Origin of the sequence: Microbacterium aurantiacum, from assembly GCF_040532595.1 — a bacterium.
In the GTDB taxonomy this organism is placed as follows: Bacteria; Actinomycetota; Actinomycetes; order Actinomycetales; family Microbacteriaceae; genus Microbacterium; species Microbacterium chocolatum_B.
In genome coordinates, this window is sequence record NZ_JBEVYX010000001.1 from 236,290 (window position 1) to 262,486 (window position 26,197).

The 26,197-nt window shown below is 70.6% G+C and carries 28 protein-coding genes; 11 read left to right on the forward strand and 17 right to left on the reverse strand.

The window, feature by feature from the left end; translation table 11 throughout:
- The first annotated feature begins 140 nt into the window (after positions 1-140).
- Positions 141-719 carry a methylated-DNA--[protein]-cysteine S-methyltransferase gene (locus tag ABXJ56_RS01150; protein ID WP_353997911.1) on the forward strand — a complete coding sequence of 193 codons (579 nt, stop codon included), beginning with the start codon at positions 141-143 and terminating at the stop codon, positions 717-719.
- Between the two features lie 82 nt (positions 720-801).
- Here the strand turns inward: ABXJ56_RS01150 and ABXJ56_RS01155 are convergent, their stop codons facing one another.
- Positions 802-2,415, reverse strand: a complete 1,614-nt coding sequence (locus ABXJ56_RS01155) for a solute symporter family protein (protein WP_353997912.1) — start codon at positions 2,413-2,415, stop codon at positions 802-804.
- On the reverse strand, positions 2,412-2,765 hold the full coding sequence (locus tag ABXJ56_RS01160; protein ID WP_353997913.1) for a DUF485 domain-containing protein: 354 nt from the start codon (positions 2,763-2,765) through the stop codon (positions 2,412-2,414). The genes ABXJ56_RS01155 and ABXJ56_RS01160 overlap by 4 nt, the downstream gene beginning before the upstream one ends.
- A 96-nt stretch (positions 2,766-2,861) precedes the next feature.
- On the opposite strand from ABXJ56_RS01160, the gene glsA reads away from it, so the two are divergent.
- The 3 genes from glsA to ABXJ56_RS01175 all read left to right on the forward strand — a co-directional run bounded on the left by glsA (position 2,862) and on the right by ABXJ56_RS01175 (position 5,161).
- Entirely contained in the window at positions 2,862-3,791 is a 930-nt protein-coding gene (gene glsA / locus ABXJ56_RS01165) for a glutaminase A (RefSeq protein WP_353997914.1), read from the forward strand.
- Between the two features lie 137 nt (positions 3,792-3,928).
- On the forward strand, positions 3,929-4,768 hold the full coding sequence (locus ABXJ56_RS01170) for a helix-turn-helix transcriptional regulator (protein WP_353997915.1): 840 nt from the start codon (positions 3,929-3,931) through the stop codon (positions 4,766-4,768).
- A gap of 39 nt (positions 4,769-4,807) precedes the next feature.
- Positions 4,808-5,161 (forward strand): histone-like nucleoid-structuring protein Lsr2, encoded by a 354-nt coding sequence (locus ABXJ56_RS01175; RefSeq protein WP_353997916.1) that lies wholly within the window; start codon positions 4,808-4,810, stop codon positions 5,159-5,161.
- Positions 5,162-5,236: 75 nt separating this feature from the next.
- Here the strand turns inward: ABXJ56_RS01175 and ABXJ56_RS01180 are convergent, their stop codons facing one another.
- A complete protein-coding gene (locus tag ABXJ56_RS01180; RefSeq protein ID WP_353997917.1) occupies positions 5,237-6,157 on the reverse strand; it encodes a DMT family transporter in 921 nt (306 codons plus the stop codon).
- Between ABXJ56_RS01180 and ABXJ56_RS01185 the strand changes: the two genes are divergently transcribed.
- Both ABXJ56_RS01185 and ABXJ56_RS01190 read left to right on the forward strand, forming a co-directional pair.
- Positions 6,156-7,565: a PLP-dependent aminotransferase family protein gene (locus ABXJ56_RS01185; RefSeq protein ID WP_353997918.1), complete on the forward strand. Its 1,410-nt coding sequence runs from the start codon at positions 6,156-6,158 to the stop codon at positions 7,563-7,565. The genes ABXJ56_RS01180 and ABXJ56_RS01185 overlap by 2 nt on opposite strands.
- Before the next feature lie 70 nt (positions 7,566-7,635).
- Entirely contained in the window at positions 7,636-8,100 is a 465-nt protein-coding gene (locus ABXJ56_RS01190; RefSeq protein ID WP_353997919.1) for a VOC family protein, read from the forward strand.
- Positions 8,101-8,185: 85 nt separating this feature from the next.
- Here ABXJ56_RS01190 and ABXJ56_RS01195 read toward each other — a convergent pair whose 3' ends face one another.
- The 6 genes from ABXJ56_RS01195 to ABXJ56_RS01220 all read right to left on the reverse strand — a co-directional run bounded on the left by ABXJ56_RS01195 (position 8,186) and on the right by ABXJ56_RS01220 (position 14,257).
- Positions 8,186-9,775 carry a molybdopterin-dependent oxidoreductase gene (locus ABXJ56_RS01195; RefSeq protein WP_353997920.1) on the reverse strand — a complete coding sequence of 530 codons (1,590 nt, stop codon included), beginning with the start codon at positions 9,773-9,775 and terminating at the stop codon, positions 8,186-8,188.
- Between the two features lie 81 nt (positions 9,776-9,856).
- Positions 9,857-10,615, reverse strand: coding sequence for a gamma-glutamyl-gamma-aminobutyrate hydrolase family protein (locus ABXJ56_RS01200; RefSeq protein WP_353997921.1), 759 nt, complete (start codon positions 10,613-10,615; stop codon positions 9,857-9,859).
- A gap of 31 nt (positions 10,616-10,646) precedes the next feature.
- Positions 10,647-11,348 carry a glycosyltransferase gene (locus ABXJ56_RS01205; RefSeq protein WP_353997922.1) on the reverse strand — a complete coding sequence of 234 codons (702 nt, stop codon included), beginning with the start codon at positions 11,346-11,348 and terminating at the stop codon, positions 10,647-10,649.
- Complete coding sequence (locus tag ABXJ56_RS01210) at positions 11,345-12,772, reverse strand: bifunctional PIG-L family deacetylase/class I SAM-dependent methyltransferase (protein WP_353997923.1); 1,428 nt, start codon at positions 12,770-12,772, stop codon at positions 11,345-11,347. The genes ABXJ56_RS01205 and ABXJ56_RS01210 overlap by 4 nt, the downstream gene beginning before the upstream one ends.
- Positions 12,766-13,899 (reverse strand): acyl-CoA dehydrogenase family protein, encoded by a 1,134-nt coding sequence (locus ABXJ56_RS01215; protein WP_353997924.1) that lies wholly within the window; start codon positions 13,897-13,899, stop codon positions 12,766-12,768. The genes ABXJ56_RS01210 and ABXJ56_RS01215 overlap by 7 nt, the downstream gene beginning before the upstream one ends.
- Positions 13,900-13,963: 64 nt before the next feature.
- A complete protein-coding gene (locus tag ABXJ56_RS01220) occupies positions 13,964-14,257 on the reverse strand; it encodes a hypothetical protein (RefSeq protein WP_353997925.1) in 294 nt (97 codons plus the stop codon).
- Positions 14,258-14,401: 144 nt separating this feature from the next.
- Here ABXJ56_RS01220 and ABXJ56_RS01225 point away from each other — a divergent pair, with 144 nt between their 5' ends.
- Together ABXJ56_RS01225 and ABXJ56_RS01230 are read left to right on the forward strand one after the other, a co-directional pair.
- Entirely contained in the window at positions 14,402-14,779 is a 378-nt protein-coding gene (locus ABXJ56_RS01225) for a YciI family protein (protein ID WP_353997926.1), read from the forward strand.
- 35 nt (positions 14,780-14,814) lie between these two features.
- Positions 14,815-15,243: a VOC family protein gene (locus ABXJ56_RS01230; protein ID WP_353997927.1), complete on the forward strand. Its 429-nt coding sequence runs from the start codon at positions 14,815-14,817 to the stop codon at positions 15,241-15,243.
- Positions 15,244-15,289: 46 nt separating this feature from the next.
- Here ABXJ56_RS01230 and ABXJ56_RS01235 read toward each other — a convergent pair whose 3' ends face one another.
- The 6 genes from ABXJ56_RS01235 to ABXJ56_RS01260 all read right to left on the reverse strand — a co-directional run bounded on the left by ABXJ56_RS01235 (position 15,290) and on the right by ABXJ56_RS01260 (position 22,672).
- Complete coding sequence (locus tag ABXJ56_RS01235; protein ID WP_353997928.1) at positions 15,290-16,627, reverse strand: HNH endonuclease; 1,338 nt, start codon at positions 16,625-16,627, stop codon at positions 15,290-15,292.
- 163 nt (positions 16,628-16,790) lie between these two features.
- A complete protein-coding gene (locus ABXJ56_RS01240) occupies positions 16,791-17,768 on the reverse strand; it encodes a hypothetical protein (protein WP_353997929.1) in 978 nt (325 codons plus the stop codon).
- A gap of 206 nt (positions 17,769-17,974) precedes the next feature.
- Positions 17,975-19,066: a hypothetical protein gene (locus tag ABXJ56_RS01245; protein ID WP_353997930.1), complete on the reverse strand. Its 1,092-nt coding sequence runs from the start codon at positions 19,064-19,066 to the stop codon at positions 17,975-17,977.
- 54 nt (positions 19,067-19,120) lie between these two features.
- Entirely contained in the window at positions 19,121-19,822 is a 702-nt protein-coding gene (locus ABXJ56_RS01250; RefSeq protein ID WP_353997931.1) for an SDR family oxidoreductase, read from the reverse strand.
- Between the two features lie 98 nt (positions 19,823-19,920).
- Positions 19,921-20,856, reverse strand: a complete 936-nt coding sequence (gene pip, locus ABXJ56_RS01255) for a prolyl aminopeptidase (RefSeq protein WP_353997932.1) — start codon at positions 20,854-20,856, stop codon at positions 19,921-19,923.
- Between the two features lie 154 nt (positions 20,857-21,010).
- Positions 21,011-22,672: an SLC13 family permease gene (locus ABXJ56_RS01260; RefSeq protein ID WP_353997933.1), complete on the reverse strand. Its 1,662-nt coding sequence runs from the start codon at positions 22,670-22,672 to the stop codon at positions 21,011-21,013.
- A gap of 146 nt (positions 22,673-22,818) precedes the next feature.
- Between ABXJ56_RS01260 and ABXJ56_RS01265 the strand changes: the two genes are divergently transcribed.
- Positions 22,819-23,082 (forward strand): hypothetical protein, encoded by a 264-nt coding sequence (locus ABXJ56_RS01265; RefSeq protein ID WP_353997934.1) that lies wholly within the window; start codon positions 22,819-22,821, stop codon positions 23,080-23,082.
- Positions 23,083-23,164: 82 nt separating this feature from the next.
- Positions 23,165-23,542 (forward strand): hypothetical protein, encoded by a 378-nt coding sequence (locus ABXJ56_RS01270; protein WP_353997935.1) that lies wholly within the window; start codon positions 23,165-23,167, stop codon positions 23,540-23,542.
- Between the two features lie 64 nt (positions 23,543-23,606).
- Here ABXJ56_RS01270 and ABXJ56_RS01275 read toward each other — a convergent pair whose 3' ends face one another.
- Positions 23,607-24,503, reverse strand: coding sequence for an alpha/beta hydrolase (locus ABXJ56_RS01275; RefSeq protein WP_353997936.1), 897 nt, complete (start codon positions 24,501-24,503; stop codon positions 23,607-23,609).
- Between the two features lie 120 nt (positions 24,504-24,623).
- On the opposite strand from ABXJ56_RS01275, the gene ABXJ56_RS01280 reads away from it, so the two are divergent.
- Positions 24,624-25,178, forward strand: a complete 555-nt coding sequence (locus ABXJ56_RS01280; protein ID WP_353997937.1) for a GNAT family N-acetyltransferase — start codon at positions 24,624-24,626, stop codon at positions 25,176-25,178.
- A gap of 57 nt (positions 25,179-25,235) precedes the next feature.
- Here the strand turns inward: ABXJ56_RS01280 and ABXJ56_RS01285 are convergent, their stop codons facing one another.
- A complete protein-coding gene (locus tag ABXJ56_RS01285; RefSeq protein ID WP_353997938.1) occupies positions 25,236-26,147 on the reverse strand; it encodes an NAD(P)H-binding protein in 912 nt (303 codons plus the stop codon).
- Positions 26,148-26,197: the final 50 nt, after the last annotated feature.

Below are 26,197 nucleotides of genomic sequence, written 5' to 3' on the forward strand. Positions count from 1 at the left end.
TGCATCCACGCCCGGTTTCGCGGTATTGGCCCGGCGCGTCCCCTCCTCCCCAGGACGGATGCCGCCTGGCGTCGCCGAGGGTTGTCCCCGGTTTCGTTTCGGACGCATCGGGTGCGGGCAGGACGCGGCAGGATCGGGCCATGACCTCGCACGAGCCGCCCCGCTTCCTCGTCCAGCCCTCCCCCGTTGGCGACGTGCTGATCGTCGCGGCGGTGAGCGGGATCGTGGAGCTGCATCCGATCGAGGTGCCCCTCTCGATCGCGCTCGAGCGGGTGGCGCTGCGGACCGGGATGATCCCGACGCCGGTGAACGGGTCCGCCCCGCACCCGGAGGGATCCCCGTCGGCGATCGCCGAGCGGGCGGCGGACGCCCTGGAGGAGTACTTCGACGACGCGGAGCACGACGGCGGCGCCGGCGCGCGGCATCCGCTCGACCTGCCGTGGGACTGGACGGGCGTCCACGGCTTCACCCGCGCGGCCCTCGAAGCGGTCTGCACGATCCCCTACGGCGAGACGGCGAGCTACGGCGAGGTGGCCGTGCTCGCCGGGAGCCCGGGTGCGGCGCGGGCGGTGGGGACGGCGTGCGCGCGGACGCCGTTCTCGATCCTCGTCCCGGTGCACCGGGTGGTGCGCGCCGACGGATCCATCGGCGAGTACGGGGGAAGACCCGAGGTCAAGCGGGCGCTGCTCGACCTCGAGGTGTCGCGGACCCGAGCGTGACACCGCGGCGGGCGCGGGGTGTGTAGGCCACCCCGCGCCCGCCTGGGCGTTCCGGCTGCGCGTCGCGAAGCCGTCGCCGTCGTCAGTGGTCGACGGCCTTCTCGGCGCCGAACCCGGTGAGCGAGCGCACCTCCATCTCGGCGGCCTTCTCGGGATCCTCGCTCCGGCGGGAGACGACGGAGCCCAGCCAGCCGAGGAAGAACCCGACGGGGATCGAGACGATGCCCGGGTTGTTCAGCGGCCACAGGGCCACGCCGACGTTCGGGAAGACGCTCGTCTCGGTCCCCCAGAACACCGGGGAGAGGAGGATCAGCCCGACCGCCGCGATGAGCCCGCCGTACATGCTCCATACCGCGCCGCGGGTGGTGAAGCGCCGCCAGAACAGCGAGTAGATGATCGTCGGGAGGTTGGCCGATGCCGCCACGGCGAAGGCGAGGGCGACGAGGAACGCGATGTTCTGCCCCTGGACGCCGATGCCACCGACGATGGCGAGGATACCGATGACCACGACGGTGCGGCGGGCGACCTTGACCTCGCCGTCCGGCGGGACCTCGCCCTTCTTCACGACGTTCGCGTAGATGTCGTGGGCGAAGGAGGCCGCGGCGGTGATCGTGAGTCCCGCCACGACCGCGAGGATCGTCGCGAACGCGACCGCGGAGATGAAGCCGAGGAGGAGCGGTCCGCCGAGCTCGAGGGCGAGGAGGGGGGCTGCGGAGTTCACGCCGCCCGGTGCGTTGCGGATCGTCTCCGGTCCGACCAGGGCGCCGGCGCCATAGCCGAGCACGAGGGTGAGCAGGTAGAACAGGCCGATCAGCCAGATCGCCCACACCACCGACCGACGGGCCTCCTTCGCCGTCGGCACGGTGTAGAAGCGCATCAGCACGTGCGGGAGCCCCGCGGTGCCGAGGACCAGCGCGACGGCGAGCGAGATGAAGTCCCACGGGTTCGCGCCGTACTGCAGGCCCGGCCCGAGGATCGCGTCGGCGGGAGTGGTGGTGGAGGCGGCGACCGCGGACTCCAGCAGCCGATCGAGGCTGAAGCCGTTGATCGCGAGTACCCAGATCGTCATGAGGACCGCACCGCCGATGAGGAGGAACGCCTTGACGATCTGCACCCACGTGGTTCCCTTCATGCCGCCGATGAGGACGTACACGATCATCAGGATGCCGACGACGGCGACGACGATCGACTGGCCGATGCGCTCGTTGATGCCGAGGAGGAGCGAGACGAGGCCGCCGGCGCCCGCCATCTGCGCAAGCAGGTAGAACAGGCAGACCGCGAGGGTCGAGATCGCGGCGGCCATCCGGACCGGCCGCTGCCGCAGCCGGAAGGACAGCACGTCGGCCATCGTGAACTTGCCGGTGTTGCGCATGAGCTCGGCGACGAGGAGGAGGGCCACGAGCCACGCGACGAGGAAGCCGATGGAGTAGAGGAACCCGTCGTAGCCGTTGATCGCGATCGCCCCGACGATGCCGAGGAAGGATGCCGCCGAGAGGTAGTCGCCGGCGATCGCGAAGCCGTTCTGCGGGCCCGTGAACGACCGGCCCGCGGCGTAGTAGTCCGCGGCGGTGCGGTTGTTGCGGCTCGCGCGGATGACGATGAAGAGCGTCACGGCAACGAACGCGCCGAAGATCGAGATGTTCAGGACCGGGTTGTTCTCCGCGGTCGAGGCTGAGGCCAGAACAGAGAGGTTCACGCGTCACCCCGCTCGATCTTCTCGAGGTCCTCGCGGATCTCGGCCGAGATGGGGTCGAGCCGGCGGTTGGCGAAGGCGACGTAGCCCATCGTGATCGCGAAGGTCGTCACGAACTGTCCGAGCCCGAGGAGGAGCCCGACGGTGATGGCCCCCCACACGCGCTGGGCCATGAACTCCGGGGCGAACGAGCTCAGCAGCACGTAGGCGAAGTACCAGGCGAGGAACGCCAGCGACAGCGGGAAGACGAAGCTCCGCTGCGTCTTCTTGAGCTGACGGAACCGAGGAGAGTCCTCCACGGCGATGTAGTCGATGACACGCGCCGATGCGGCATCCGGTCGTGGTTCGGTCATGAGGCCTCCTTGCCTGATCCGAGTACGGATGACGGTACGAAAACGGATCCGTCTCCCGTCACCCCCGAAAGTGGGTACCCCTGGCAGGGTGGGAGGATGCCTCCCTCCCCCGACGCCCGCTCGTACGACCTCGACGCGCTCCGGGAGCGGGTGCTCCCGCACACCGAAGGCGAGGTCGACGACAGCATCCCCGAGCTCGCCGACGCCGATCCCGGCCTGTGCGGCATCGCCCTCGCCCTTCCCGACGGCGAGGTGCGCGGCAGTGTCGGCAGCGACGCCTCCTTCAGCATCCAGTCGGCGGTGAAGCCGTTCCTCTTCGCCCTCGCGCTCGTCGACACCGATGGCGAGGCGCTGGACCGGATCGGCATCGAGCCCACGGGCGAGGCATTTGACGCGATCAAGCTCGAGTCCGGCACGGGGCGTCCGCCGAACCCGATGGTGAACGCCGGCGCGCTCCTCACGGCCTCCCTCGTCGACGGGGACGACGTCGCAGCCCGGGTCGCACGCGCGCACCGCGGCCTGTCGGCGTTCGCCGGACGCGAGCTGGACGTCGACGAATCGGTCGCGCGAAACGAACACCTCCTCGGTGACCGCAACCATGCCCTCGCCCACCTCATGCGCGCGGAGGGCACCCTCGCGGTCGGCGCCGACGACGCCGTCGAGGCGTACGTGCGGGCGTGCGCCGTGCTCGTCGACGCGAAGACGCTCGCGGTGATGGGCGCGACGCTCGCGCTCGGAGGCGTGAACCCGGTGACGGGCCAGCGGGTGGTGCCGGCATCCGTCGCCCGCGATGTCGTCGCGGTCATGGCGACCTGCGGCGTCTACGACGGATCAGGGCGCTGGATGCGGGCGGTCGGCGTCCCGGCGAAGTCGAGCGTCTCGGGGGCGATCGTGCTCTCGGCGCCGGGGAAGCTCGGGGCGGCGGTGATCAGCCCGCCGCTGGATGAGCAGGGCACGAGCGTGCGCGGACACCTCGCGAGCGAGATGCTCAGTCGAGATCTGGGGCTGCACGTCTTCGCGGCGTAGTGTTACCGTCGTCGATACGATTCGGCGGCGAGAGCGAGTGTTTCGTGACCACGACGCAGTGGACCTCCCCAGGTGGACGGATGCAGCGACGCGCCCGGGACGAGCAGTCGCCGCGGGGCGCACAAGACGGGCAGCTGATGACGCGGGCCCTGAAGGACCTCGCCGCGCACACGCACTTCCCCGTGGTGTTCGGCGGGTACGTCCAGGACGGCAGCGTCCGGGTGAACACCGTGCTCGGCAACCGCACCCGCAGTCTCGACGGCCTCGTCGTCAAGCCCGAGCGCGGCCTCGGCGGACGGGCGATCACCGAGCTCCGTCCGCGCATGACGCCCGACTACCGCTCGTCGCGGCAGATCACCCACGACTACGACGGACACGTGCTCGGCGAGGGCCTGTCGACGCTCCTCGCCGTCCCGGTCGTCGTCGGATCCACCGTGCGCGGCGTGCTCTACGGCGGCGCGTGGGCCGAGTCGAGCGTCGGCGACGTCGTGGCCGCTCCGGCGTTCCGCGTCGCGCAGGAGGTCGCGACGGAGCTCCGGATCCGCGACGAGGTCGAGCGGCGCGTGGCGGCTCTCCGGCCAGCGACGGGACCGATCCCGATCGCGCCCCCCGAGACGACGACGGATGCCGTGCAGCGCGAGGAGCTGCGCGCCAGCTACGCGGAGCTGCGCAGCATCGTCGCGAGCGTCGACGACGCGAGCCTCCGGGCCCGGCTCTCGGCGATCGAAGAGCGGCTGGCGGGACTCACCGGCGGCGGCGCGGAGCCTATCGAGCCGCTGGACATCCACCTGTCGCCCCGCGAACTCGATGTGCTCGCGTGCGCGGCGCTCGGTTCGACGAACGCCGAGATCGCCGCGTCCCTCGGATTGCGGGAGGGAACGGTGAAATCCTATTTGCAGACGGCGATGGGCAAACTCGACGCCTCGACGCGTCATGCGGCCGTGACAAAAGCGCGCCGCGCGGGAATTCTGCCCTGAAAGTCTCGCGGGAATGGAAAGACGCGTATTCTCTTCCGCATGACCCGCAGAATTGTGCACCAGCTCGTCGATGACCTCGACGGCACCGTCCTCGAAGTCGGCTCCGGAGAGACCGTTCTTTTCTCCCTCGACGGCATCGCGTACGAAATCGACCTGACCGACGACAATGCCGCCGCATTCCGGGCGGCGCTCGACCCGTATGTCTCCGCCGCCCGCTCGATCTCCGCATCGCGTTCGGCTGCCACGGGCGGTTCCTCCTCGCGCAAGCGCCGCCGCGGCGGACAGCAGGATTACAGCGCCGTGCGGGAATGGGCCAAGCAGAACGGCCACCAGGTCTCCGAGCGCGGCCGGGTTCCGGCATCCGTTCTGGAGGCGTACGAAGCCGCCCACTGACCCTCGCCGAAAAGCGGATTCCCTCGTCCTCGAGGGAATCCGCTTTTCTTTTCCCGCGGCAATGGGACTCCCTGTCTATAACGTTCCCCGAAGGCGCGTGCGCACGGAAAGCGCGGCGAAGCCGATGACCGCGACAGCGCCGAGAATCGTGGCCCATCCGAGCGATTCACCGAGGAGCAGCGTCGCCCATGCGATCGTCAGGACCGGCTGGACGAGCTGGATCTGACTGACCTGCGCCATGGGCCCGATCGCGAGCCCGCGGTACCAGGCGAAGAAGCCGAGGTACATGCTGACGACGGCGAGATAGGCGAAGGCGAGCCAGTGGACGACGGATGCCGCGGGCGGCGCCGCCGCGAACGAGAGCGCGCTGACCACGATGGTGACGGGCGCGGCCACCACGAGCGCCCACGAGACCGTCTGCCACGCGCCGAGTTCACGGGCGAGCAGCCCTCCCTCGGCGTAGCCGATCGCGGCGGCGATGACGGCGCCGAAGAGGAGGAGGTCCGCCCACGTCAGGCGCCCGAACCCGCCGGAGGACAGCGCGGCGAAGATCACGGCGGCGACCGCGCCGAGCGCGGCGAAGACCCAGAACGACCGCGCGGGCCGCTCGTGGGTGCGCAGCACGACCGCGACCGCCGTCGCCGCGGGGAGGAGGCCGATGACGACCGCGCCGTGACTGGCGGGGACGGTGGCCATCGCGAAGGAGGTGAGCAGCGGGAACCCGAGGACGACGCCGCCCGCGACGATGACGAGGCGCCCCCACTGCGTGCCGCGCGGCAGGCGCTGTCGGGTCACGGCGAGGGCTGCTGCAGCGAGCGCGGCGGCGACCACGGCCCGCCCGGCGCCGATGAACACGGGGTGGAGCGCCTCGACGGCCACGCGGGTGAACGGCACCGTGAACGAGAAGGCGACGACGCCCAGAAGTCCCCACCACGCGCCCGCGAGCGGTGATAGCACTGTCGGCGCGACGAGAGTAGCGCTATTGTTCCCTGACATGGCACACGATAGCACCGAGCGGATCGTCGCCGCGCTGCGCGCGTGGATCGCGACCGCACCCCCGGGGACGCAGCTGCCGTCGAGTCGCCGGCTGAGCGCTGAGCACGGCGCGAGCCCGGTGACGGTGCAGAAGGCGCTGCACCGGCTCACTGCGCAGGGACTCATCGACGCCAAGCCCGGGGTCGGGACGTTCGTGCGCGGCTCTCGCCCGCGTCCGCCCGCGGACTTCGGCTGGCAGACGGCGGCGCTCGGCGCACCGCAGGGTCGGCATCCGGATCTGTCCGTCACCCAGCGACCGGGTGCGCCGGATGCGATCGCGCTGCACTCGGGGTACCCGGCGCCGGATCTCCTGCCGGGTGGCCTCGTGCGCGCGGCCCTCGCCCGGGCGGCGCGATCGGATGCCGCGGTCCGGCGCGCTCCCGCGGACGGCCTCGCGGAGCTCCGGGAGTGGTTCGCGGCGGAGCTCGCCGCCGTGACCGCTCCGGAGGTGTCGCCCATGGCGGCGCGGGACGTCGTGATCGTGCCGGGGAGTCAGAGCGGACTCGCGTCGATCTTCCGCGCGGTGGTCGGCGAGGGCCGTCCGCTCGTGGTGGAGTCGCCCACGTACTGGGGCGCGATGGTCGCCGCTGCCCAGGCCGGGGTCACGCTCGTTCCGGTGGCGTCCGGGCCGGAGGGCCCGGATCCCGATGACGTCGATCGAGCCCTGGTCGCATCGGGGGCGCGGGCGTTCTACGCTCAGCCCACCTACGCCAATCCGCACGGCGCACAGTGGAGCGAGGAGCGGGTGCGCGCGGTGCTCGGGGTCGTGCGCCGGCGCGGCGCGTTCCTCATCGAGGACGACTGGGCGCACGATCTCGCGATCGACACCGACCCCGCACCCGTGGCGCGGCTCGACCAGGACGGGAATGTCATCTACGTCCGGTCGCTCACCAAGAGCGTCTCCCCCGCCCTCCGGGTCGCGGCCGTCGTCGCGCGGGGGCCGGCGCGGGAGCGGATCGCGGCGGATCGCACCGCGGATGCGATGTACGTCAGCGGCGTCCTGCAGGCGGCGGCGCTGGATGTCGTCACCCAGCCCGCATGGCGGCGTCACCTCCGCGCGCAGCGGCCGACGCTCCGGGCGCGGCGCGATGCGCTGCTCGGCGGCATCCGCGAGCATCTGCCGGAGTGCACCGTGGCGCTCGTGCCCGCCGGGGGCCTCAACCTGTGGGTCCGCCTGCCGGATGGAACGGATGTCGCGGCCCTCGTCCGCGCGGCCGCGGCGCGCGATGTGCTGATCGCCGACGGGCGCGAGTGGTTTCCGGCGGAGACGCCCGGCCCCTACGTGCGCGTCAACTACGCCGGTCCCTCCCCCGAGCGTTACGACGAGGCGATGCGCCTGGTCGCCGAGGCTCTCGCGGAACAGCACTGATCGACACGAGCGCTGATCCGGAACAGCGCTGATCCGGAACAGGGCGGCCCCCGCGGAGGTTGACGCCCGCATGACACTCGCGACACCGCCGACGCAGCTCCGCCTCATCATCGAGACCGACGACTTCGATCGGACGGTGGCGTTCTATCGCGACGTCCTCGGCCTGACCGAGCGTCCCGCGTTCGCCACCGAGGGTGACGATCGGGTCGCGATCCTCGAAGTCGGCGACGCGACGATCGAGATCGCCACGCCCACCCATGCGCGGAACATCGACATCATCGAGAACGTCCCGGCATCCGAGGGCCCGGCCCTGCGGCTGGCGCTCGAAGTCGCCGACACCCCGGCGGCTGTGACGGCGAGCCGTGAGGCCGGCGTGGAGATCATCGCCGACTCGACGGAGACCCCGTTCCGGACGGTGAACGCCCGCGTGCAGGGCCCCGCGGGGTGGCAGGTGACGTTCTTCCAGGAGACCGAGTCGCTCGAGCAGCGGCGCACGCGACCGGGGTTCGAGACCGACGACCGGCGCGCCCGCTAGAGGCACCCGGCGAGAAGAGAAGGCGGGCTCCAGGAGGACCAATTCCGGGGAGCCCGCCTTCCGGCTGGGGGTGCGGCGGCTGCGATCAGCCCGTCACGGTGACGAGGGTGCGCTGCCAGCCCGATGAGCCGTTCGGGGCGATCGGGGCGCGCTCCTGCTCCTGCACCTCGCCGTCGCGGTTGACGGCACGCACGGTGACGTAGTGGGTGCCGGGCTCGGCCTCCCACTCGAGGAACCACTGCACCCAGGTGTCGACGTTGACGGCGGTCGACAGCGTCGCCTCCTGCCAGTCACCGTCGTCGATCTGCACCTCGACGCGGTCGATGCCGACGGTCTGGGCCCACGCGACGCCGCCGATGGCGACCGTCCCCGCGGCAACCGGCGCGCCGGCCTTCGGGGTGTCCACGCGCGAGGAGAACTTGATCGGCGCCTCGGCGTCGTAGCCGCGCGGGGTCCAGTAGGCCTCGTCCTGCGCGAAGGTCGTGACCTTCAGCTCGGTGAGCCACTTCGTCGCCGACACGTAGCCGTAGAGGCCCGGGACGACCATGCGGACGGGGAAGCCGTGCTCGAGGGGCAGGGGCTCGCCGTTCATGGCGACGGCGAGGATCGCGTCGGTGCCCTCGTCGGTCAGCGAGGCGAGCGGCGTGCTGGCGGTGTACCCGTCGACGCTGCGGGAGAGCACCATGTCGGCGCCGGACTGGACGCCGGCGAGCGCGAGGATGTCGCGCACCGGCACCCCGAGCCAGCGGGCGCTGCCGACGAGGTTGCCGCCCACCTCGTTCGACACGCACGTGAGGGTGATGGAGTACTCGTCGAGCCCGCGGGCGATGAGGTCGTCGAAGCTCAGCTCGATGCGCCGGTCGACCATGCCGTCGACGACGAGGCGCCAGGTCGCGGGATCGATCGTCGGGACGGTGAGGGCGGTGTCGACGCGGTAGAACTGGTCGTTCGGCGTGTACAGCGACGAGATGCCGTCGACGTCGAGCTCAGCCCCCTCGGGGATCGTCACGCGCGAGCGCGGTTCGGGGATGCGAAGGGCGCCGCGGATCGCGTCCACGGACGAGGTCGCGGCGCTGACCGCACGGGCGGCGACGCCGGCGATGACGGCGGAGGCACCGGCGATGGCGCTGGTGAGGAAGAAGGCGCGACGGTCGAGCCCCTTCTTCTCGGCCGGCTCGCCGCCGGATGCCGAGGCGGCGGCATCCGTTCCGGCGACCTCGTCGCGCCACGCGCGAAGTCGGCGGACGAGCAGGATCAGGATGACCGACCCCGCGATGGTGCCGGCGAGCGGCGGCAGGAACGACAGCGCCTGCGCCGACGCCCGCGTGACGATGGCGGCGCCGGACAGCACGCCGGCGAGCACGAGTGCGGCCACGCCGAGGTGCGGCCGCACGTACTGCAGGATGCCCGCGATGGCCGACGCGATGGCGACGGCGAGCCCGAGGCTGCCGAGGAGCACGATCTTGTCGGCCGCACCGAAGGCGGCGATCGCGAACTCCTTCACGGGCTGCGGCACGATGTCGATGACGAAGGATCCGACGGCGAGGATCGGGCTCGCCGAGCGCGCCGCGAGGAGCGCGACCAGCTCGGCGGCGGCGAGGAACACCGCTCCCGAGACGAGCCCGGCCAGCGCCGCCCAGAGCAGGAAGCGGGGTCGGGTTCTGCGTGCACCCATGAGGGTCTCCTTCGGCTTGTGGCTTCGGAAGTTCTTCGGAGCGCGCGGGTCCCCGGATGGGTTTCGGCTCGCGTCCGGGCGCTACGCCGCCGGCGCGGTGATCGGGTCGTCTCCGACGGGGAGGGTGGCGCGTGCGGCGGTCGCGAAGTCGGCGATCAGCCGCTGCAGCTGGGCCGGATCGCTCCCCGCGTCCTCGGGATGCCACTGCACGCCGAGGATCCACCGGTCATCCTCGCTCTCGATCGCCTCGATGACGCCGTCGGGGGCGGTCGCACTGACGACGAGGCCCGCGCCGAGTGCGTCGACGGCCTGATGGTGACCCGAGCGCACGTCGCGGATGCCGGGCCCGAGCACGGCGGCCAGACGAGTGCCGGGATGGACCTCGACGGGGTGGGTCACCATGTCCTGGTTCGGCTCGCGGTGAATGCCCGCGCCGAGGTCTTGGACGAGGGTCCCGCCGCGCACCACATTCAGCAGCTGGGTGCCGCGGCAGATGGTGAACAGCGGCAGGTCCCGCTCGATCGCCGCGCGCATGAGGGCGGCCTCGAACGCGTCCGCCGCGGCATCGGCGGACTCCATCCACGTGCCGTTCGGGGTGGCGCCGTACAGGGCCGGATCGACGTCGGCGCCGCCGAGCACGATCACGCCCCGCGCGGTGGCGACGAGGTCGCGGGCAGCCGCGTGAGGCGCGGCCGCATTGACCCAGCGCGCATCGAGGCCCGTTGCGGCGATGACGGTGGCGGCCCCCTCCGCGAGGGCGCGCAGCTCGTCGGCGAACGCGGCGTCGTGCCGCGGAGTGTCGCTCGCGTAGGAGACGATGACGGGGATCGCGTCGTTCACGAGCACAGCCTAGGGCCGGTCGTGATTCGCGTCAGGCGACGCCGGACTCGAGCATCGCCTCCTGGGCGGCGAGGTAGCCGGCGTAGCCGCCGGGCGTGCGCCCGATGAAGCGACCGGATGTCATGACCTCGGCGACGTCGGAGGCGGTCAGGACGAACCCCGCGGCTTGCGCGGCGGCGGCGAAGGCCACGTCTTCGTGCTCGGGCACCTCGGCGAAGCCGCCGACGCGGCGGTAGACGCCGGCGCGGAAGCCGAGGTTCGCGCCGTGGACGTGACCGTTGGGGCGTCCCGGCGTGTGCGTCGCATGCCAGTGCTGGACGTGTCGGAGGGTCAGGTCGGCGAAGTCCGGACGGACGGTGCCGATCATGACGTCGGATCCCCCGGCCGAGAGGGCCACCTGGTGAGTGATCCAGTTGCCGGGGACGATCGAGTCGGCATCGGTGTGGGCGACCCACGCGCGCGACTCGTCGTCGAGGCGGCGAAGGGCGGCATCCGTTCCGACCCGCCGCGCGACACCCACGCGACCGGCGTCGATCTCGACGATCTCGACGGGGTAGCGCTGCGCGATGAGCGCCGAGCGATCGGTGCACGCGTCGAGGACGACGACGGTGCGGACGTCGATGCCGATGTCGCGCGCAGTGGCGGTCGCGCACTGGATCGCGTCCAGGCACGACTGCAGGAGGTCTTCCTCGTTGTGGACGGGGACGACGACGTGGACGGAGGTCGCGATCACGGGAGCATTCCGGTCTCTTGCGCCACCGACGGGGCGGGATACGGACCGAAGACCTCGAGCACGAAGTCCTTCTCGAAATGCACCGCGATGCTCTGCCACCGGCTGTTCGCGCGCAGACGCCCATGGACGTCGTCGCCTCCGGTCGGATTCTCGGGCATCGGATGCCGCCAGTGGCATGCGATCAGGTGCCCCGCCGGCGTGAGGCTCTGCGTGATGCGGTCGACGGCCGTGTCGAGGTCGGCGGTGTTCCAGAAGTAGCCGATCTCGGAGAGCACGATGAGGTCGTACCGCCCCTCCGGCCATCGCTGCGGGAGCGCGGCGGTCTGCAGGGTCACGTTGTCGTGACCGGCGAGTTCTCGTGCGGCGGCCGCGAGGGCCTCAGCCGCGAAGTCGACCGCGACGAGATGCGCGCACCGTTCGGCGAGACGGGCGGTGAGGATGCCGGTGGCGCAGCCGAGCTCGAGGCCTGCCTCGTAGGTCGCTCGCGGAAGGGTGGCGAGCAGAAGGTCGCGCTTGCGCCGCTCGTACCAGCTCGAGCGGAAGCCCCACGGGTCGTCGTGCGTGGCGAAGAACTGCTCGAAGTGCGCGCGCGGCGTCGACGCCGTGGGAGTGGACGCGGAGGCGGTGGAGGTCGACGCGGCGCTGCCGGGTTCGGATACCTCGGGGCGGAGCAGGATCTCCTGGGCGCGGGTGAAGTGCTCCTGCATCCGCTCGTGGACGATCGCGGCGTCGCCGGGCGCGTTCGAGAGGGGCCGCAGCTGGCTGTCGTGCACGGCCAGCGCCCGGAGTTTCGCGTCGTGCGCGGCGCCGTCGAGCGCGACGGATTCCGCGCGCTCCCACGGGACGTCCGCGGGGGTGCCCCAGTGCCAGAGCCAGATCGGGTAGCCGCGCACGGTCACGCCGGCTTCCGTCGCGACGCGCTCGGCGCGCGCACCGACGATCCGGTGGTCGCGATGGCCGTCGCCGGTCCAGGGCGCGACGAGCAGGATGCGGTCGGGTGCGGCATCCGTTTGCCGGATCAGGGAGTCGATCTCGTCGCGGACGGCGGCGGCGAGTGCGTTCTCGTGGTCGCCGATCGCGCCGTCGGGGAGGTGGAGCAGTCGGAGGGTCGCGTCGGGCGCGACGACACCCAGGGCATCGCGCACTTCGGCTTGGCGTCGCGCAGCGAGGTCTGCCGGTGTGTGGGTGAGTGACTCGGGGTGGGAGTTCTCGCCGTCGGTGGCGATGATGACGCGGATCGGGATGCCGCGCTGGGCGAGGGTGTGCACGAGACCGGCCACACCGAGGGACTCATCGTCGGGGTGGGCGGCGACGACGAGGAGCGCGTCGATGTCGAGGGAGACCTCCGGCAGGGCGCGCACGGCGAGGGCGGTGCGCCACGCGGATTCGGGGGTTCCGGGGTCACGGTGATCGAAGGTCACCACCCGGACTCCCCTGCGGATGCCGCGAGGATCTGGGCTCGGTGGCTGACGAGGTCGCGGCCGAGGCGAGCGAGGTCCCGCTCGGCGTGGTGCTGGCGGAGGTACAGGTGCAGGTCGGCGACGCGGCGGGCGTGGGCGTCGTCGGTGACGAGCGGTGCGGGACCGAGCGCGTGATCCGCGGTGCGCAGGACCGCTTCCGCGGCGTCGGCGACGATGGCGCGGACCCGGGCGGCGAGGATCACGCGGTCGATCGGGTCGCCGTCGGCCGCGCGGGCGGCGGCGTCGGCGAGGGTGGCGCGGGCGGCCCAGAGGGCGGCATCCGCTCGTCCGAGGTGGACGCGGGCGAGTTGGTCGGCGCGGTCGGTGGAGGCGGCGTCGGCGAGGGCGTCGAGGATGCCGGTGGCTCCGCCCCACCAGGTGGCGGCGACGCCCATACCGCCGGTGGCGAAGCCGGGGCGGGAGAGGTACCAGCCGGGGTCGCCGACGGCAACCGCCGGGGCGGTGTCGAGGTCGATCGGTGCGCTGACGATGTGCGGGAGACCGCGGGCGTGCCAGGGTCCGTCGTGCACGTGCACCTCGGGGCTGCGAAGGGCGATGGCGAAGAGGCCACGGCTCTCATCGTCGGTCCACGCGGTGACGAGGGCGTGGGTGAGGTGGGCGGCGAGGGAGCACCAGGGTTTGGTGCCGGTGAGCGTCCAGCCCGTCGCGGTCTGGGTGGCGGTGCGGCTGGCGGTGAGGCGCGCACCCGGGCCTTCGGCGGCGAACACGCCCCAGGTCGCGGAGGCGTCGGCGGCGAGGGGGCGGAGGTCGGGGGCGATGCCGTCGTCCCATGCCTCGGCGAGAATACGCTGCGCGTCGAGGTGCGGTTCGAGGATGCGTCCGGCCGCCACGTCGAGGGCGGCGGTGGAGGCGAGGAGCTGCCACACGGCGTCGACGGATGCCGTGGCCGCCCCGGTCTCGCGCGTCGCGTCACGCGCCCACGTGAGGGTCGCGACGACGTCCGTGCCGAATCCTGGGGTCTGGCGGGCGGCGTCGATGGCGTCGACGACCGAGGGCTCGGCGTCGTCGCCCGGGAAGAGCGCGGCGGGAAGGCGTGAAGTTGCCCGCGTGCGGGCGGCGGAGAGGGGCACGGTCGCATCATGACCCCGCTCGAACGAAACCCGTCTGGGGGTTGCTTTCGTTGGCTTGCGCCTGCTATGCCGTCGGCGGCGAGGGCGGCGAAGTCGGCGGCGGGGGCGGGTTGCGTCGTTCGCGGATCTCCTTGCCCAGCTGGATACCGCCCGCGGCGATCACGAGAAGGCCGGCCACGAAGAGCAGGATGCGAACCCAGGCTGCGGCATCCGGGAACATGAGTCCGGGCAGGGCGAAGATGAAGGTCGCGGCGATGAAGTACCAGACCGCGAGCTGCTGGGGCGGTTCTGCGGGCGGCTGCGGCTGCGGCGGACCCGGCTGGTGCGGTGGCGGCGGGGGTGCGGGCGTGTCGTTCATGTCGGTACCTCCTGAAGGGGCCACGTTACGGATGCCGCGGCGCGCGGCGCCTCCCCCGCGCGACGGAGATCTCGAAATGCGTGGGCTGCTCCGACACGCTGGTGAGGTCGCGCACGTCGAGCGCGCGGGCAGAGGAGAGCTCCGATGAAGTATCTGATTCTGATCCACAACAGTCCCGCGGTGATCGAGCTGTTCGCCGGGATGAGCGACGAGGAGCGGTCGGCGGCGTTTCGGGTTTACTGGGATGTCGAGGCCGATCTGCAGGCGAGCGGCGAGCTCGTCGATTCGTCGGCGCTCGACACCGACGCGCAGAAGGCGGTGATGCGCGGCGCGGACGGTGCAGTGATGACGGATGCGCCGCGGCCGGAGGTGGCGGAAGTCGTGTCGGGCTACTACCTCGTGGACGTGGTCGATGAGGCGCGGGCGGCGGAGATCGCGGCGCGGTTCCCCGAGGCGGTCGTCCCCGGAGGGATGCGTATCGCGCGAATCTGGACCGAGGCGGACTTCGCCGAGAACACGTGAGCGGCGACGGTCGTGGACGTCCGCCGGATGCGGACGTGACCTCGTTCGGGGCTCTCCATCACGTCGAGGTGCAGGTGGCGGACCTTGAGCGCGCGATCCCCGGGTGGGAGTGGCTGCTCGGCGAGCTCGGGTATGAGCCGTTCCGGCGGTGGGAGGGCGGGCGCAGCTGGAGACTGGGCGCCACGTACATTGTGGTGGCGCGGGCGCCTCGCGAGGGTTCCCATGATCGGCGGATGCCGGGGCTCAGCCATCTGGCCTTCCACGCGGGTTCGACGGCGTCGGTCGAGAGGCTCTGGCGGCTGGCTCCGTCGCATGGCTGGACGCACCTCTATGCGGACCGGCATCCTTTCGCCGGTGGGGAGGGTCACTACGCCGCGTTCATAGAAGACGCTGAGCGCTTCAAGGTCGAGTTGGTGGCGACGGATGCCGCGTCCGTTTCGGCCGCGCGGTTGAGCGCGAACTGAACACGCCTGCCGTACGAATAAGAAGAGATTCGAAGCCGATTCCGGCCTAGAACGGTGCGGGGTCGGGCGGCGGTGCGCCGCCGCTCCCGTCCCGGGGTGGTGCCCCACCTCCCGAGGGCATGAATGTCACCAGGGGCGCCGGTGGGTGGTCGATGTAGATCCGCCCGGTGGGGGATGTCCATTCGAGGACCCCGCCGCCGAGTTGTCGGACACCCCAGGAGGTGAATTGCTTCATCGAGTGGTGTCTCTGACACAGGTGGCAGAGATTCCGGATGTCCGTCCGCCCACCGAGGGCGAAATCGAAGGTGTGGTCCAGCTCGCAGCGGATCGCGGGCCGGCGGCAGCCGGGGAACCGGCAGTGCCGGTCCCGGGCCTTCAAGAACCTGGCCATCGACGCCGTCCGCCGGTAGGAGTCGGTGCACAGCACCTGCCCCGACACCGGGTGCACCACCAGACGCTCCCACGACGCGACAGCGCCCGCCAAAGCCCGCGCGGTGGCCGGGTCGATCGGCGCGGACCCGACGAGGTCGGCGGTGGTGGTGTCGTTCGCCGGGTCGTCATCTTTCCCGAGCAATGTGAGGGCGGGGACGACGACCTGTACCTTCGCGCGGATCATCCCGAGGGTGCCGTTGCCGTCCCCGTCGATGGTGGGGTCGGCGAGGGGTGAGCCGGTGAGGAGCATGTCGCAGAGGATGTCCGCGCGGATCTGGTCGCGGGTTCTGCCGTCGGGGTCGGCGTCGATGATCGTCGACGCTTGCTCGTTCAACCGGTCATCGATCGCCGCGGCGAGGATCTCGGGGACGCAGGCGATGAGAGCAGACATCCCGTCCCCGATGGACTGTCGCCCGACCCGACGCTCCTTCCGGGCCTCGATGTGACGCTCGGCCAGGGTCCGCGGGTGCAGCTCCTGCGCGAGATGGTCGAGGCGATCCTTCACCCGCCCCACGCTCTGCCCGACACACATCTCCGCGGCCTGGGCATCGAACTCCGCCCGCGCATCCCGCGGCAGCACCGTCCCGCACCGCAACACCGCGGTGGCGTGGCCGCGGGTGATCCGCCCCGCCTCCCACGCCGAAAGCGTGGCGGGGTAGCACTCGACCCACTCCACCGCCTGGTTGATCTGGACCTGCATCGACCGGTCGGTGGTGAAGGTCACCCCGGCAAGCTCCGCTGCGACCGAGCGGTAGACCATCTCCTGCGACCGCACCGACGCCAACTGCCGCCGCGCCACCCGCTCCGCGATCGCACCCGCCCGAGCCTGGTTCCGGACGTTCTCAACCTCCATCGCACCGAGCGCCGGGGTGATCCGCTCAGCGGCGCACGCGACCTCATCCAGTTCAGCGAGCTCTTCCTCGCTGAACTCGACCAACCGGCTCGTATTCATGTTCGAATACTATCGGCGACCTCCGACATTCAAGACGAAGCTTTCAACAGTGTGGAAAAAGATCCGGTCGGGACATCGCGGTACTCCGATTCCTGCACTGCATCACGCCGGCCGGCGCGACCCAACAGCCCCGCAGCTCGCGCAGCACCCCAACGGCGACTCGCTACCCGAACGACGTCAGCACCCCTGCCACCACGACAAGCGCGACCGGCGGCGCGAGGAGACATACGACGTACACCGCGAGACCGATGCGCCCTCCGCGTTCGTCCGTCACGCGCCTCCCGCCGACGTCCACACCGACCGGGGGCACGGTGATCCGTCCGTCCGGATGCACGACCACGCCCGTCGTCAACCGATCGTCGCGCCACCACGTCCACCGCGTCCACCTCGCAATCTTCGACGCCCAGCCTTGCTGAAACGAGATGAGCCCCTCGATCACGCCGGGGCGGAGCGAGAGCAGGTGCCCGGGCCGGAAGAAGAGCACCCGCGAACCGATGAACTCAACGTCCCAGCCCGCTGCGCCATCGAGCAGATCGACCATCACGTCGGGGGTCAAGAAGTACAGCGCCGCGGTCTCGTACCCGAGGGGCGCGTAGGCGTGGAAGTGCTCGCCGAAGTCTCCCTCGAGCCGCAGCCGCTGAGACTGATCGAGTGCCGCGCCGGCGCGCAGACTATGCAGACCCACGTTGGCCGTCGCATCGAGCACGAGATGCGGAAAGATCACTGCAGCGGGCAGGGAGATGAACCCCCACACGTGCGCCGTATGCGCCCTCGCTCCGGAAAAGGTGCGCACGTACTCCCACTCGCCGATACGGGTCCCATCCGGGAACGCCAGCACCGTCGGCGCCCACCCTCGGGTTCCCCGCGAGCCCAGCACGCCCATCGGGAACCACTCCCAGGAGACGGGGCGCAGCTCTGCCCCGACGGTGTCTGCAAGGGGCAGCAGTCGGCGCCATCGCCGATGGAGCGCGAGAGAAGCCGCCACCGCGGCGAGCCAGAACCCGATCAGCCAGGCGAGGAGGAGCGTCAAAGCAGCCCCCATCATCGCCCGCTCCCCCTCAGGCACGTTGATCGAGACGAGGAGCAGGCCCAGCAGCACTGCGGGAATCACGGCCGGGATCACCCATGCCGTTCGTCGCATGCCCCACTCCCACGCGTAACGGACGACCGATCCACGGATGCCGGGACCGAACCTCGGCGGGCGATCACCGCGTCGGGTTGCGATCGGGGCCGGCAACGGTCCGACGGCATCCGTGTCCTGCACAGCCCGAGTCTGGCAGACCTCCTCCGGAGCGTGCAGATCACGCGCGAACGAGCGACCGCGGATCCTCCGCCCGCCCCGACCGATCAGTCCAGCAGCATGTGCCACACAACAACCAGGTACGGAAGCGCGATGAGGGCAACGACGTAGGCGAGCAACGCGCGGCTGCCTCGCGTGTCGTCCAGCCGCTGCCCGTCGCGGTGCACGCCGACCGGCGGCACCCGCAGGCTCCCGTCGGGACTGAAGCGCGGGCTGACGCCAAGTCGGTCATCGCGCCAGTGGGTCCAGCGCGCGAACCGTGTGCGCCACCGACGCAGGAACCCCATGCGTTCTTCGAGTGCGTGCTCCCCCGCCGCCATCATGGGTCCGGGGCGGAAGAAGACGGCATCCGTGCCGATGAGCTCCAGATCCCAGTCCGCAGCCGAATCGATCAGATCGGCCATGACATCGGGGGTCAGGAAGTAGAGGGCATCGGTGCCGTACCCGGCGGGCGCATAGGCGTGGAAGTGCGAATCGAAGTCGCCCTCGAGGCGCACACGCTGCGCCCGACTCAGAGAAGCGCCCGCGTCGAGCGAATGCCAGCGTCGGTTGGCCGTCGCGTCGAGGACAATGTGCGGAAACTCCACCGCCGCCGGGAGCGACACGAAGCTCCACACGTGCGCGGTGTTCGCGCGCAGCGGCGCGTACGGCCGGATGTACTCCCACTCGCCGATGCGCGACCCGTCGGGGAGCACGAGCATCGACCGAGCGCGCCCGCGCGACCCTCGGGAGGCCAGCACCTCGCCCGGCTGCCAGCCGCGTGCGAAAGGATGGAAATCCGCACCCAGCTGCGCAGCAGAAGCCGCGAGCGCCCTCCACATGCGGTGCGTGCGCACCGACACCAGGAGCGCGACCACCCAGAACGCGACGATGCTCGCTGCGAACAGCGCAGCGAACAGCCCCGCGATCCCGATGTGCCCCGGGCGCCCTGACGACGAAGCGGTCTCGCCCACCATGAGCAGCCCCGCTGCACCAAGTCCCACGTATCCGGGAAATGCCCAGGCCGAACGGCGAGCGCCCCACATCGCGGCATACCGGAGGAAGGACCAGCGGATGCCGGGTCCGACGCGTAGCTGGCGACGCTGCCGCCGCATCGCGACGCGCTGGCCGACCGGCACCGCGGCGTCAGAGTCGAGCACACGCCGAGTCTGTCAGACCCCCATGAAACACCGATCGTCCGCGCGCCCTCGACCTCACACCCCCGGGCGGATCATCAGCTCAGGGATCTGCGCATCGCGCGGCACGTCGAGCACCGTCAGCATCGCGGTGACGACCGACTCCGGATCGATGAACGCCTCCGGTTCGTACGCCGCACCCTCCTGCTCGTGCACGCGCTCCTGCATCGGCGTCGCGGTCCGGCCGGGGAACACCGACGACACCCGCACACCGTGCGCCGCCTCCTCCTGACGCAGCGCGTCGGCGAGCGCCTTGAGTCCGTGCTTGGATGCCGCGTACGCCGACCATTCCGGAGACGCCCGCAGCCCGGCGCCGGAGTTCACGAACAGCACCTGTCCCTTCGCCGCACGCAGCGCCGGCAGCAGCAGGCGCGTGAGCTCGGCGGGCCCGACGAGGTTGACGTTCAGCTGCCACTCCCACGACGACACCGGCAGCTCCCCCACCGACCCGAGGTCGACGACCCCCGCGGCATGGATGAGCGAGTCGGTGCGTTCCGGCATCCGTCCGTCTGCCACCACCCCCGATACGGCGTCGGCGAGCGCACCCGGGTCAGCGAGGTCGGCCACGACCGCGACGGATCCCGGATGCTGATCCTCGAGCTCGCGGGCACGCTCGGCACTCCGCGCGATGAGAACGAGGTCATCGCCCCGATCGCGCAGCCGCGTCGCGAGGGCTGCGCCGATTCCCGAGCCGGCGCCGGTCACTACATGAAGAGCCATGCCTTCATGCTCGCACGCGCCACCAGCGCACCCCCATCCGCCGACCCGCCCCGCAAGCGCGCCCTCATGCGCCGACCCGCAACCCGACAACCGCCGCGCTACAGGAACCCGTCGATCGCCTCTCGCGTGAGCTCCATCTCGAGCGGGCCGCCGTGCCCCTCGCTCTCGACGATCTCGATCCGGCTCCCGGGCCACGCACGGTGCAGGCGCCACGGGGTGATGGCCGGTCCGCTCACGTCGCGACGTCCGTGGATGAGCACCCCCGGGATGCCGGTAAGCTCCCCGGCCCGATCGAGCACGGCATCCGCTCCACGCAGGAAGCAGTCGTTCGCCCAGTAGTGCGTGACGAGGGTCGCGAAGTTCTCGCGGGTGCGGGCATCCTCGTGCAGCGGGCCGGGCTGCCACGCGGGGTCGAGCGAAACGTGTGTGGACTCCCATCGATCCCAGCGATCCGCCGCGGCGGCGCGGGGGGCGGCATCCGCGCGGCGCATCAGCTGCGCGTAGTGCTCCACGACACGGATGCCGGGAGGAACGTCGCCCGCGAACTCCTCCCACGCCTCGGGGAAGATCGCTCCGACGCCCTCCGTGATCCAGTCGATCTCGGACCGGGCGCCGGTGGCCACGGCGGTCAGCACGATCTCCGTCACCCGCGAGGGGTGCGCGAGCGCGTAGGCCAGCGCGAGCGTCGACCCCCACGACACCCCGTGCAGCAGCCACGCGTCGATGCCGAGGTGTTCCCGCAGGGCCTCGAGGTCCTCCAGCAGCGTCTGCGTCGTGTTCTCATCGAGGCCGTCGAGATCATCGATCGCCCACGGGGTACTCCGCCCGCACCCCCGCTGATCGAGACCGACGATGAGGTGCGCGGCGGGGTCGAAGCGACGCCGGTATCCGCCCTGCCCCAGCCCGCTGCCGGGCCCACCGTGCAGGTAGATCGCGGGCTTGCCCTGCCGGTTGCCCGAGGTCTCCCAGTACAGCTCGACGCCGCCCGGGCGCCGGAGCCTGCCGGTCGCGAACGGCTCGAGCGGAGCATGCACCGTCGCAGACTACTCGCCACGCCCTCTGGCATCCCAGAGCTCACGCACTCCCCCGGGACGGATGCCACCCGCCCGACCAAGACCCGCCCCGCACACGCGGCAGTGCCCGGCGCGAACCTCCCCGCGCCGGGCACCGCTCCACGTAACGCCGCCCCTAGATCACCAACCCCAGAGCCCACGGCCCGATGAGCACCGTGAAGATGGTGATGAGGATCGCGCCGACGATGTTCAGCACCAGTCCGCCGCGGACCATCTCGATGATCTTCACCTGTCCCGACGCGAAGACGATCGCGTTGGGCGGGGTGCCGACGGGGAGCATGAACGCGCACGTCGCAGCCAGAGCCGCGGGGATCAGCAGCGTCATCGGGTCGACGCCGACCCCGATCGCGACTCCGCCCAGAATCGGGATGAACGTCGCCGCGGTGGCGGTGTTGCTCGTGATCTCGGTGAGGAACAGCACCAGCACCACGACCACACCGATCAGCAGGACGATCGGCAGCGCTCCGAGTCCGCTGACCTGCTCGCCGAACCAGGCGTCGAGACCGGTGGCGGCGACCGCGCCGGCGAGCGAGAGACCACCGCCGAAGAGGAGGAGCACACCCCACGGGAGGCCCTTTTCGGCGTCCTTCCACTCCAGCGTCATGGTGCCCTTCTTGTCGCCCGGAAGGAGGAAGAGCAGGATGCCGGCGCCGATGGCGACGACGGTGTCGTCGAAGATGCCGAGCCACGGCATCCGCTCTCCGAGGTCTCCGATGCCCGAGAGGAGCCCCGGCACGATCCAGAAGAACGCAGCGAGGAGGAACACCGCGAGCACGGTCTTCTCGCCCTGGCTGGTGGGGCCGAGCTTGGCGATCTCGTCGTTGATCAGCTGCTTGCCGCCCGGAACCTCGTCGAGCTGGAAGCGGAACAGCACCCGCACGATCAGCACCCACGCGAGGAAGGTGAAGACGATGACGATCGGGACGCCGAGCATCATCCACTCGAGGAAGCCGATCTTGCGGCCGAGTTCGTCGCTGATGTAGCCGGCGACGATGGCGTTCGGCGGGCTGCCGAGGAGCGTGCCGAGGCCGCCGATGGTCGCCGACCAGGCAATGGCGAGAACGAGGCCGACGCCGAACTTGCGTACGTCGGGAACGCGGATGACCTCACTGATGGGGGTGCCGTTGCGGATCTGCTCGGTCATCGATCCGGCGCTCTCGCGTCCGCCAATGCGGTCGCTGTTCTCCACGACCAGGGCGAGGACGCTGAGGCCGATGGGCAGCATCATCAGCGTCGTGGCGGTGTTCGACACCCACATCGACAGGAACGCCGTCGCGATCATCATGCCGAGCACGATGCGTCGCGGGTGCGTTCCGACGCGGCGGAGGGTGAGGAGGGCGATGCGGCGGTGGAGGTTCCATTTCTGCATTGCGATGGCGATGAGGAACCCGCCGACGAAGAGGAACACGATCGGGTTCGCGTACGGGGTGGTGGCTTCGGGGACCGTCCGTGCCGTCAAGAGCGGCAGGATGACGATCGGGAGCAGCGACGTGACCGGAAGCGGCACCGCCTCGGTCGTCCACCACACCGCCATGAGGATCGCCAGGCCGCCGACGATCCGCGCGTCGTCGCTGACGGTCGTGGTGCCGAGGAGGAGCCAGGTCAGGAGGCCGAGCGCCACCCCGAGGAGGCGGAAGAACCAGATCTTCGCCGGCGGTCTGGCTTTCTTGGTACTCACCTGCCCGGTGAGTGCTGCGGGCGGTTTGGTCTGCGTCGCGGGAGTCATCGTCGCCTCCAGGTGTGCTTCGTCGTCTACACCGGCGGTTGCCGTGTGCACGATCCTGGACGGGATGCCGCGGCCACGTCGTGTTTTGGTCGTATCGGACGCGCGGCGGTGCGACCGGTCAGGCGCGGCGCGTTGACACCTGCCATGAACGCTGAGAGCGTCGACGAGACCACGACGCGGAAAGAGGAGAGCGCCGGATGCCGTCCCTGATCCAACAACGCATGGCGCTCGACCGCCAGCGCACTCAGGCCCGGTGGATGCTGATCTGGGGATGTGCGTCCACGGTGTCCACCGCCACCCTGCTGATCACCCACGCCAGTTGGTTCGCGGCACTCGGCGTGTTCTGCGCCGTGGCGATCATCGCGACGGGCGCCGCGTCTTTCCTCACCGCCCGACGCAATCGCATCGCGTTCGAGACCGCGCACGGCCCCGACGCCGGCAAGCAGGACCCCGTCCGCTGAGGCATCCGCCTCAGATCCGCCCGTGCACGACCTCCCGCTGACGCTCCACAAGGGGCGCCGAAGTCAGCGTCATACTGCTGAGATGGAGCGAGACGCGAAGCGCCTTGTCGCGTCACGGCGGTCTCGCGCCGCTATCGCCAGCCTCGTCATCGGCGGAATCCTGATCCTGGCCGGCGTCATCGGAGCTCTGGCGCCATTGATGACGCGAGACGCGTCGGCGTGCGTCTACAACATCCAACCTCCGGCGGACTTCACGGCGAGGTACCAAGAGGACATCACGGCGACCGGCGAGATGATCTCCCTGTTCCCCTTCGGGGCGCAGTGCTCGTACCTAGCCCGGTCGACCGGCGAAACCGCTCTTTCCATCGTTCCGCTATGGCCGACAATGAGTGTGCTCGGCGGAGTTGCCAGCATCGCCCTGGGCGCCACATCCCTCACCCTGTCCCGCCGGGCGGCCTGACGTCAGCACGGCCGGCCCATTTCATTCAACTTCGAAGCGCACCCACCGGTACCCGAAGCCTCGCCTACCCCGCGACGCCCACCCGCACCGCCTCGACGATCTGCTCCAGCGCCTCACGCCCGGCCCGCGTCGGCACCAGCGGATACACGTGCACCTGCCCGACCTCCTCGCGGAGCTCGAACGACACCCCCGCCGCGCGCGCCTTCTGGGCGAGCACGTGCGCGTCGGGATTGAGAACGTCCCGCGTCCCGGTGAAGACGGTGATCGGGCCGAGCCCGGCGAGGTCTCCGAACAGAGGACTCACTACCGGATCGAGCAAGTCCAGCTCGCCCCGCCAGTGCTCGGCGAGCACCCGCCCTCCCGGAGTGCCGAGCCACGGGTCGGTCGGCTGCACGATCGGGATGCGTGGGTTGCTCCACGACAGGTCGAGCGCAGGCGAGATGAGGATCGTTCGCGCCAGCACCACACCCCCGTCGCGCAGGGCGAGCGCGGCCGACAGGGCGATCTGACCGCCCGCAGAGTCCCCCGCGAGGCACGTCGCCCCGTACGTCTCGAAGCTCCCCCGCACGAGAGCGACGACGCCGTCCCGCACCTCCCGCGCCGTGCCGAACGGCACCAGCGGATAGATCGGAACCACGACCGCCACCGACGCCTCCGCCGCGATTCGGGCGGCGAGATGCCAGTGCTGGGCGGCGATCTCGTTGACCCATCCCCCACCGTGAACGTAGACGACGGCTCCGCGCACCTCCGGCGGCAGGATCGTGTACACCGGCCACCCGTCGACCTGTTCCACGTCCACGCGGATGCCGCTGCGCAGCCGTCCCGGAGGTCCGTACGGCACCGGCCGCAACTCCCGCTCCCGAATCCGCCGGCGCGCCCCCTCCGCGGTGACGAACGTGCGGTTCGCACGCATCAGCCGCAGCAGGACTGGGACGAGGGAGTCGGGGAGAACCAGGTTCACCGCCCCAGCATCACACGTCCCTGACGCGCAGCGTTGCTCGCGGGATCACTAGCGTCGCAGGCTGGCCGAGGGTCGGATCGACCTGAGGAGCTCATCCGTCGGCAGGGGTACGGTCGTCTTGTGGCCGAGGGCATCGCGAGCGTACGACACCGGGATCTGACCCGCGCCCAACTCACTTCCCTCAGAGACCTTTTCGACCGCGAGTACCGCTCGAGTCACGGGGAGTGGGACCCTGACCGCCCCTACGGTTACTCACCCGCCGACGTGCACGTCATCGCGACCGACGCAGGGCGCGTCATCGGCCACGTCGGGTTCCAGACTCGCTGGATCAGGATCGGTCGGGGGAACATACTCATCGCCGGAGTGGGCGGCGTACTCGTGCACCCCGAGCACCGTTCATGCGGTCTCGGCCGCCAGCTCATGTGGGCCTGCCATGAAAGCATGCTCGGGGGGACCGATGCACGGTTCGGTTACCTCGGTTGCCGCGAGGAAGTGGTCCCCTTCTACGAAAGCGTCGGCTGGTCCCGTGTGGAGGTCGTGGAGCGCTGCATCTCCAGGGAAGATCAGACGACTGTCGAGATCTCGGCGAACACTCCGATATTGATTCGGCCGGTACACGCCAAGCTCGGAGACTGGCCGGAAGGCGACGTCGATCTGCGTGGAACCCCCTGGTAGGACACCGCCGGTTGCTTCCCATTCTCAGCAGTCCTGTCTGATTCTTCAGCGCCCCGGTCATGCACCCGAGCGGCGACGCCGGATCCACCGCACCACCCGTAGATCGTCGGAGGTGAACCGCCCGCGCGGTAGCGCGGCGCGGATACGAGCCTCATCGAACGGCAGGCGAGGACGAAGATCCGCCGGAAGTTCCGGTGCCGGCGGAGCGGCTTCACTGACCCCTTCGGCAAGCATCCTGGCCTGGGCTTTCGCGACAAGCGGGGTCACCATCGACCACTCGGTCAGCTGCGCGATCGCGCGAATCACCCACACCGGAAGTCGCACGTACACAGGCTGGCGAGCCGCAACGCCCGCGATCCGTCGGACTGCCTGACCGAGCTCCAGCTCCTCAACCCCCATTACGGCGTACGTCTGGTTGGGCACGCGCCCGCCAACTGCCGCGACCAACACATCCACCGCGTCTTCGACGGGCACCGGGCGCACCCTTTTCTCGCGATACCCGACCGTGCCGAAGACGGGCAACGTCCGCACCGCCTTGGCGACGTGGTCGACCATGTGGTCTCCGGGGCCGTAGATCATTCCGAACTTGAGGATCGTGTACTCGATGCCCGATGCACGGATTAGCTCCTCGGCCGCCCATTTGGTCTCGTGGTAGCCCGAACCGCAATTGGGTCGAGCCCGTAAGAAGCTCACCATCACGATGCGCTTCACACCAGCCCGACGAGCGGCTTCGACCACGGAACGGGTGCCCTCCACGTGGACCCGATCGAAGGTCTGATCCCCCAGTTCACGGTTGATCCCGGCGCAGTGCGCGACCGCCTCGCACCCCTCGAACGCTGTCGCCAGGGCGTCGATATCGTCGACGTGGACGCCGGTTCGGCGGGAGATGACGACGGTGTCGGTCGGGTCGAGCTTCTCCGCGAGGTGACGGCCGACAAAGCCCGTGCCCCCGGTGATGGCTACTCGCATAACGATGCTCCTTCGCTTATTAGCAATGGAGCTAAATGCTAGTTAGCATC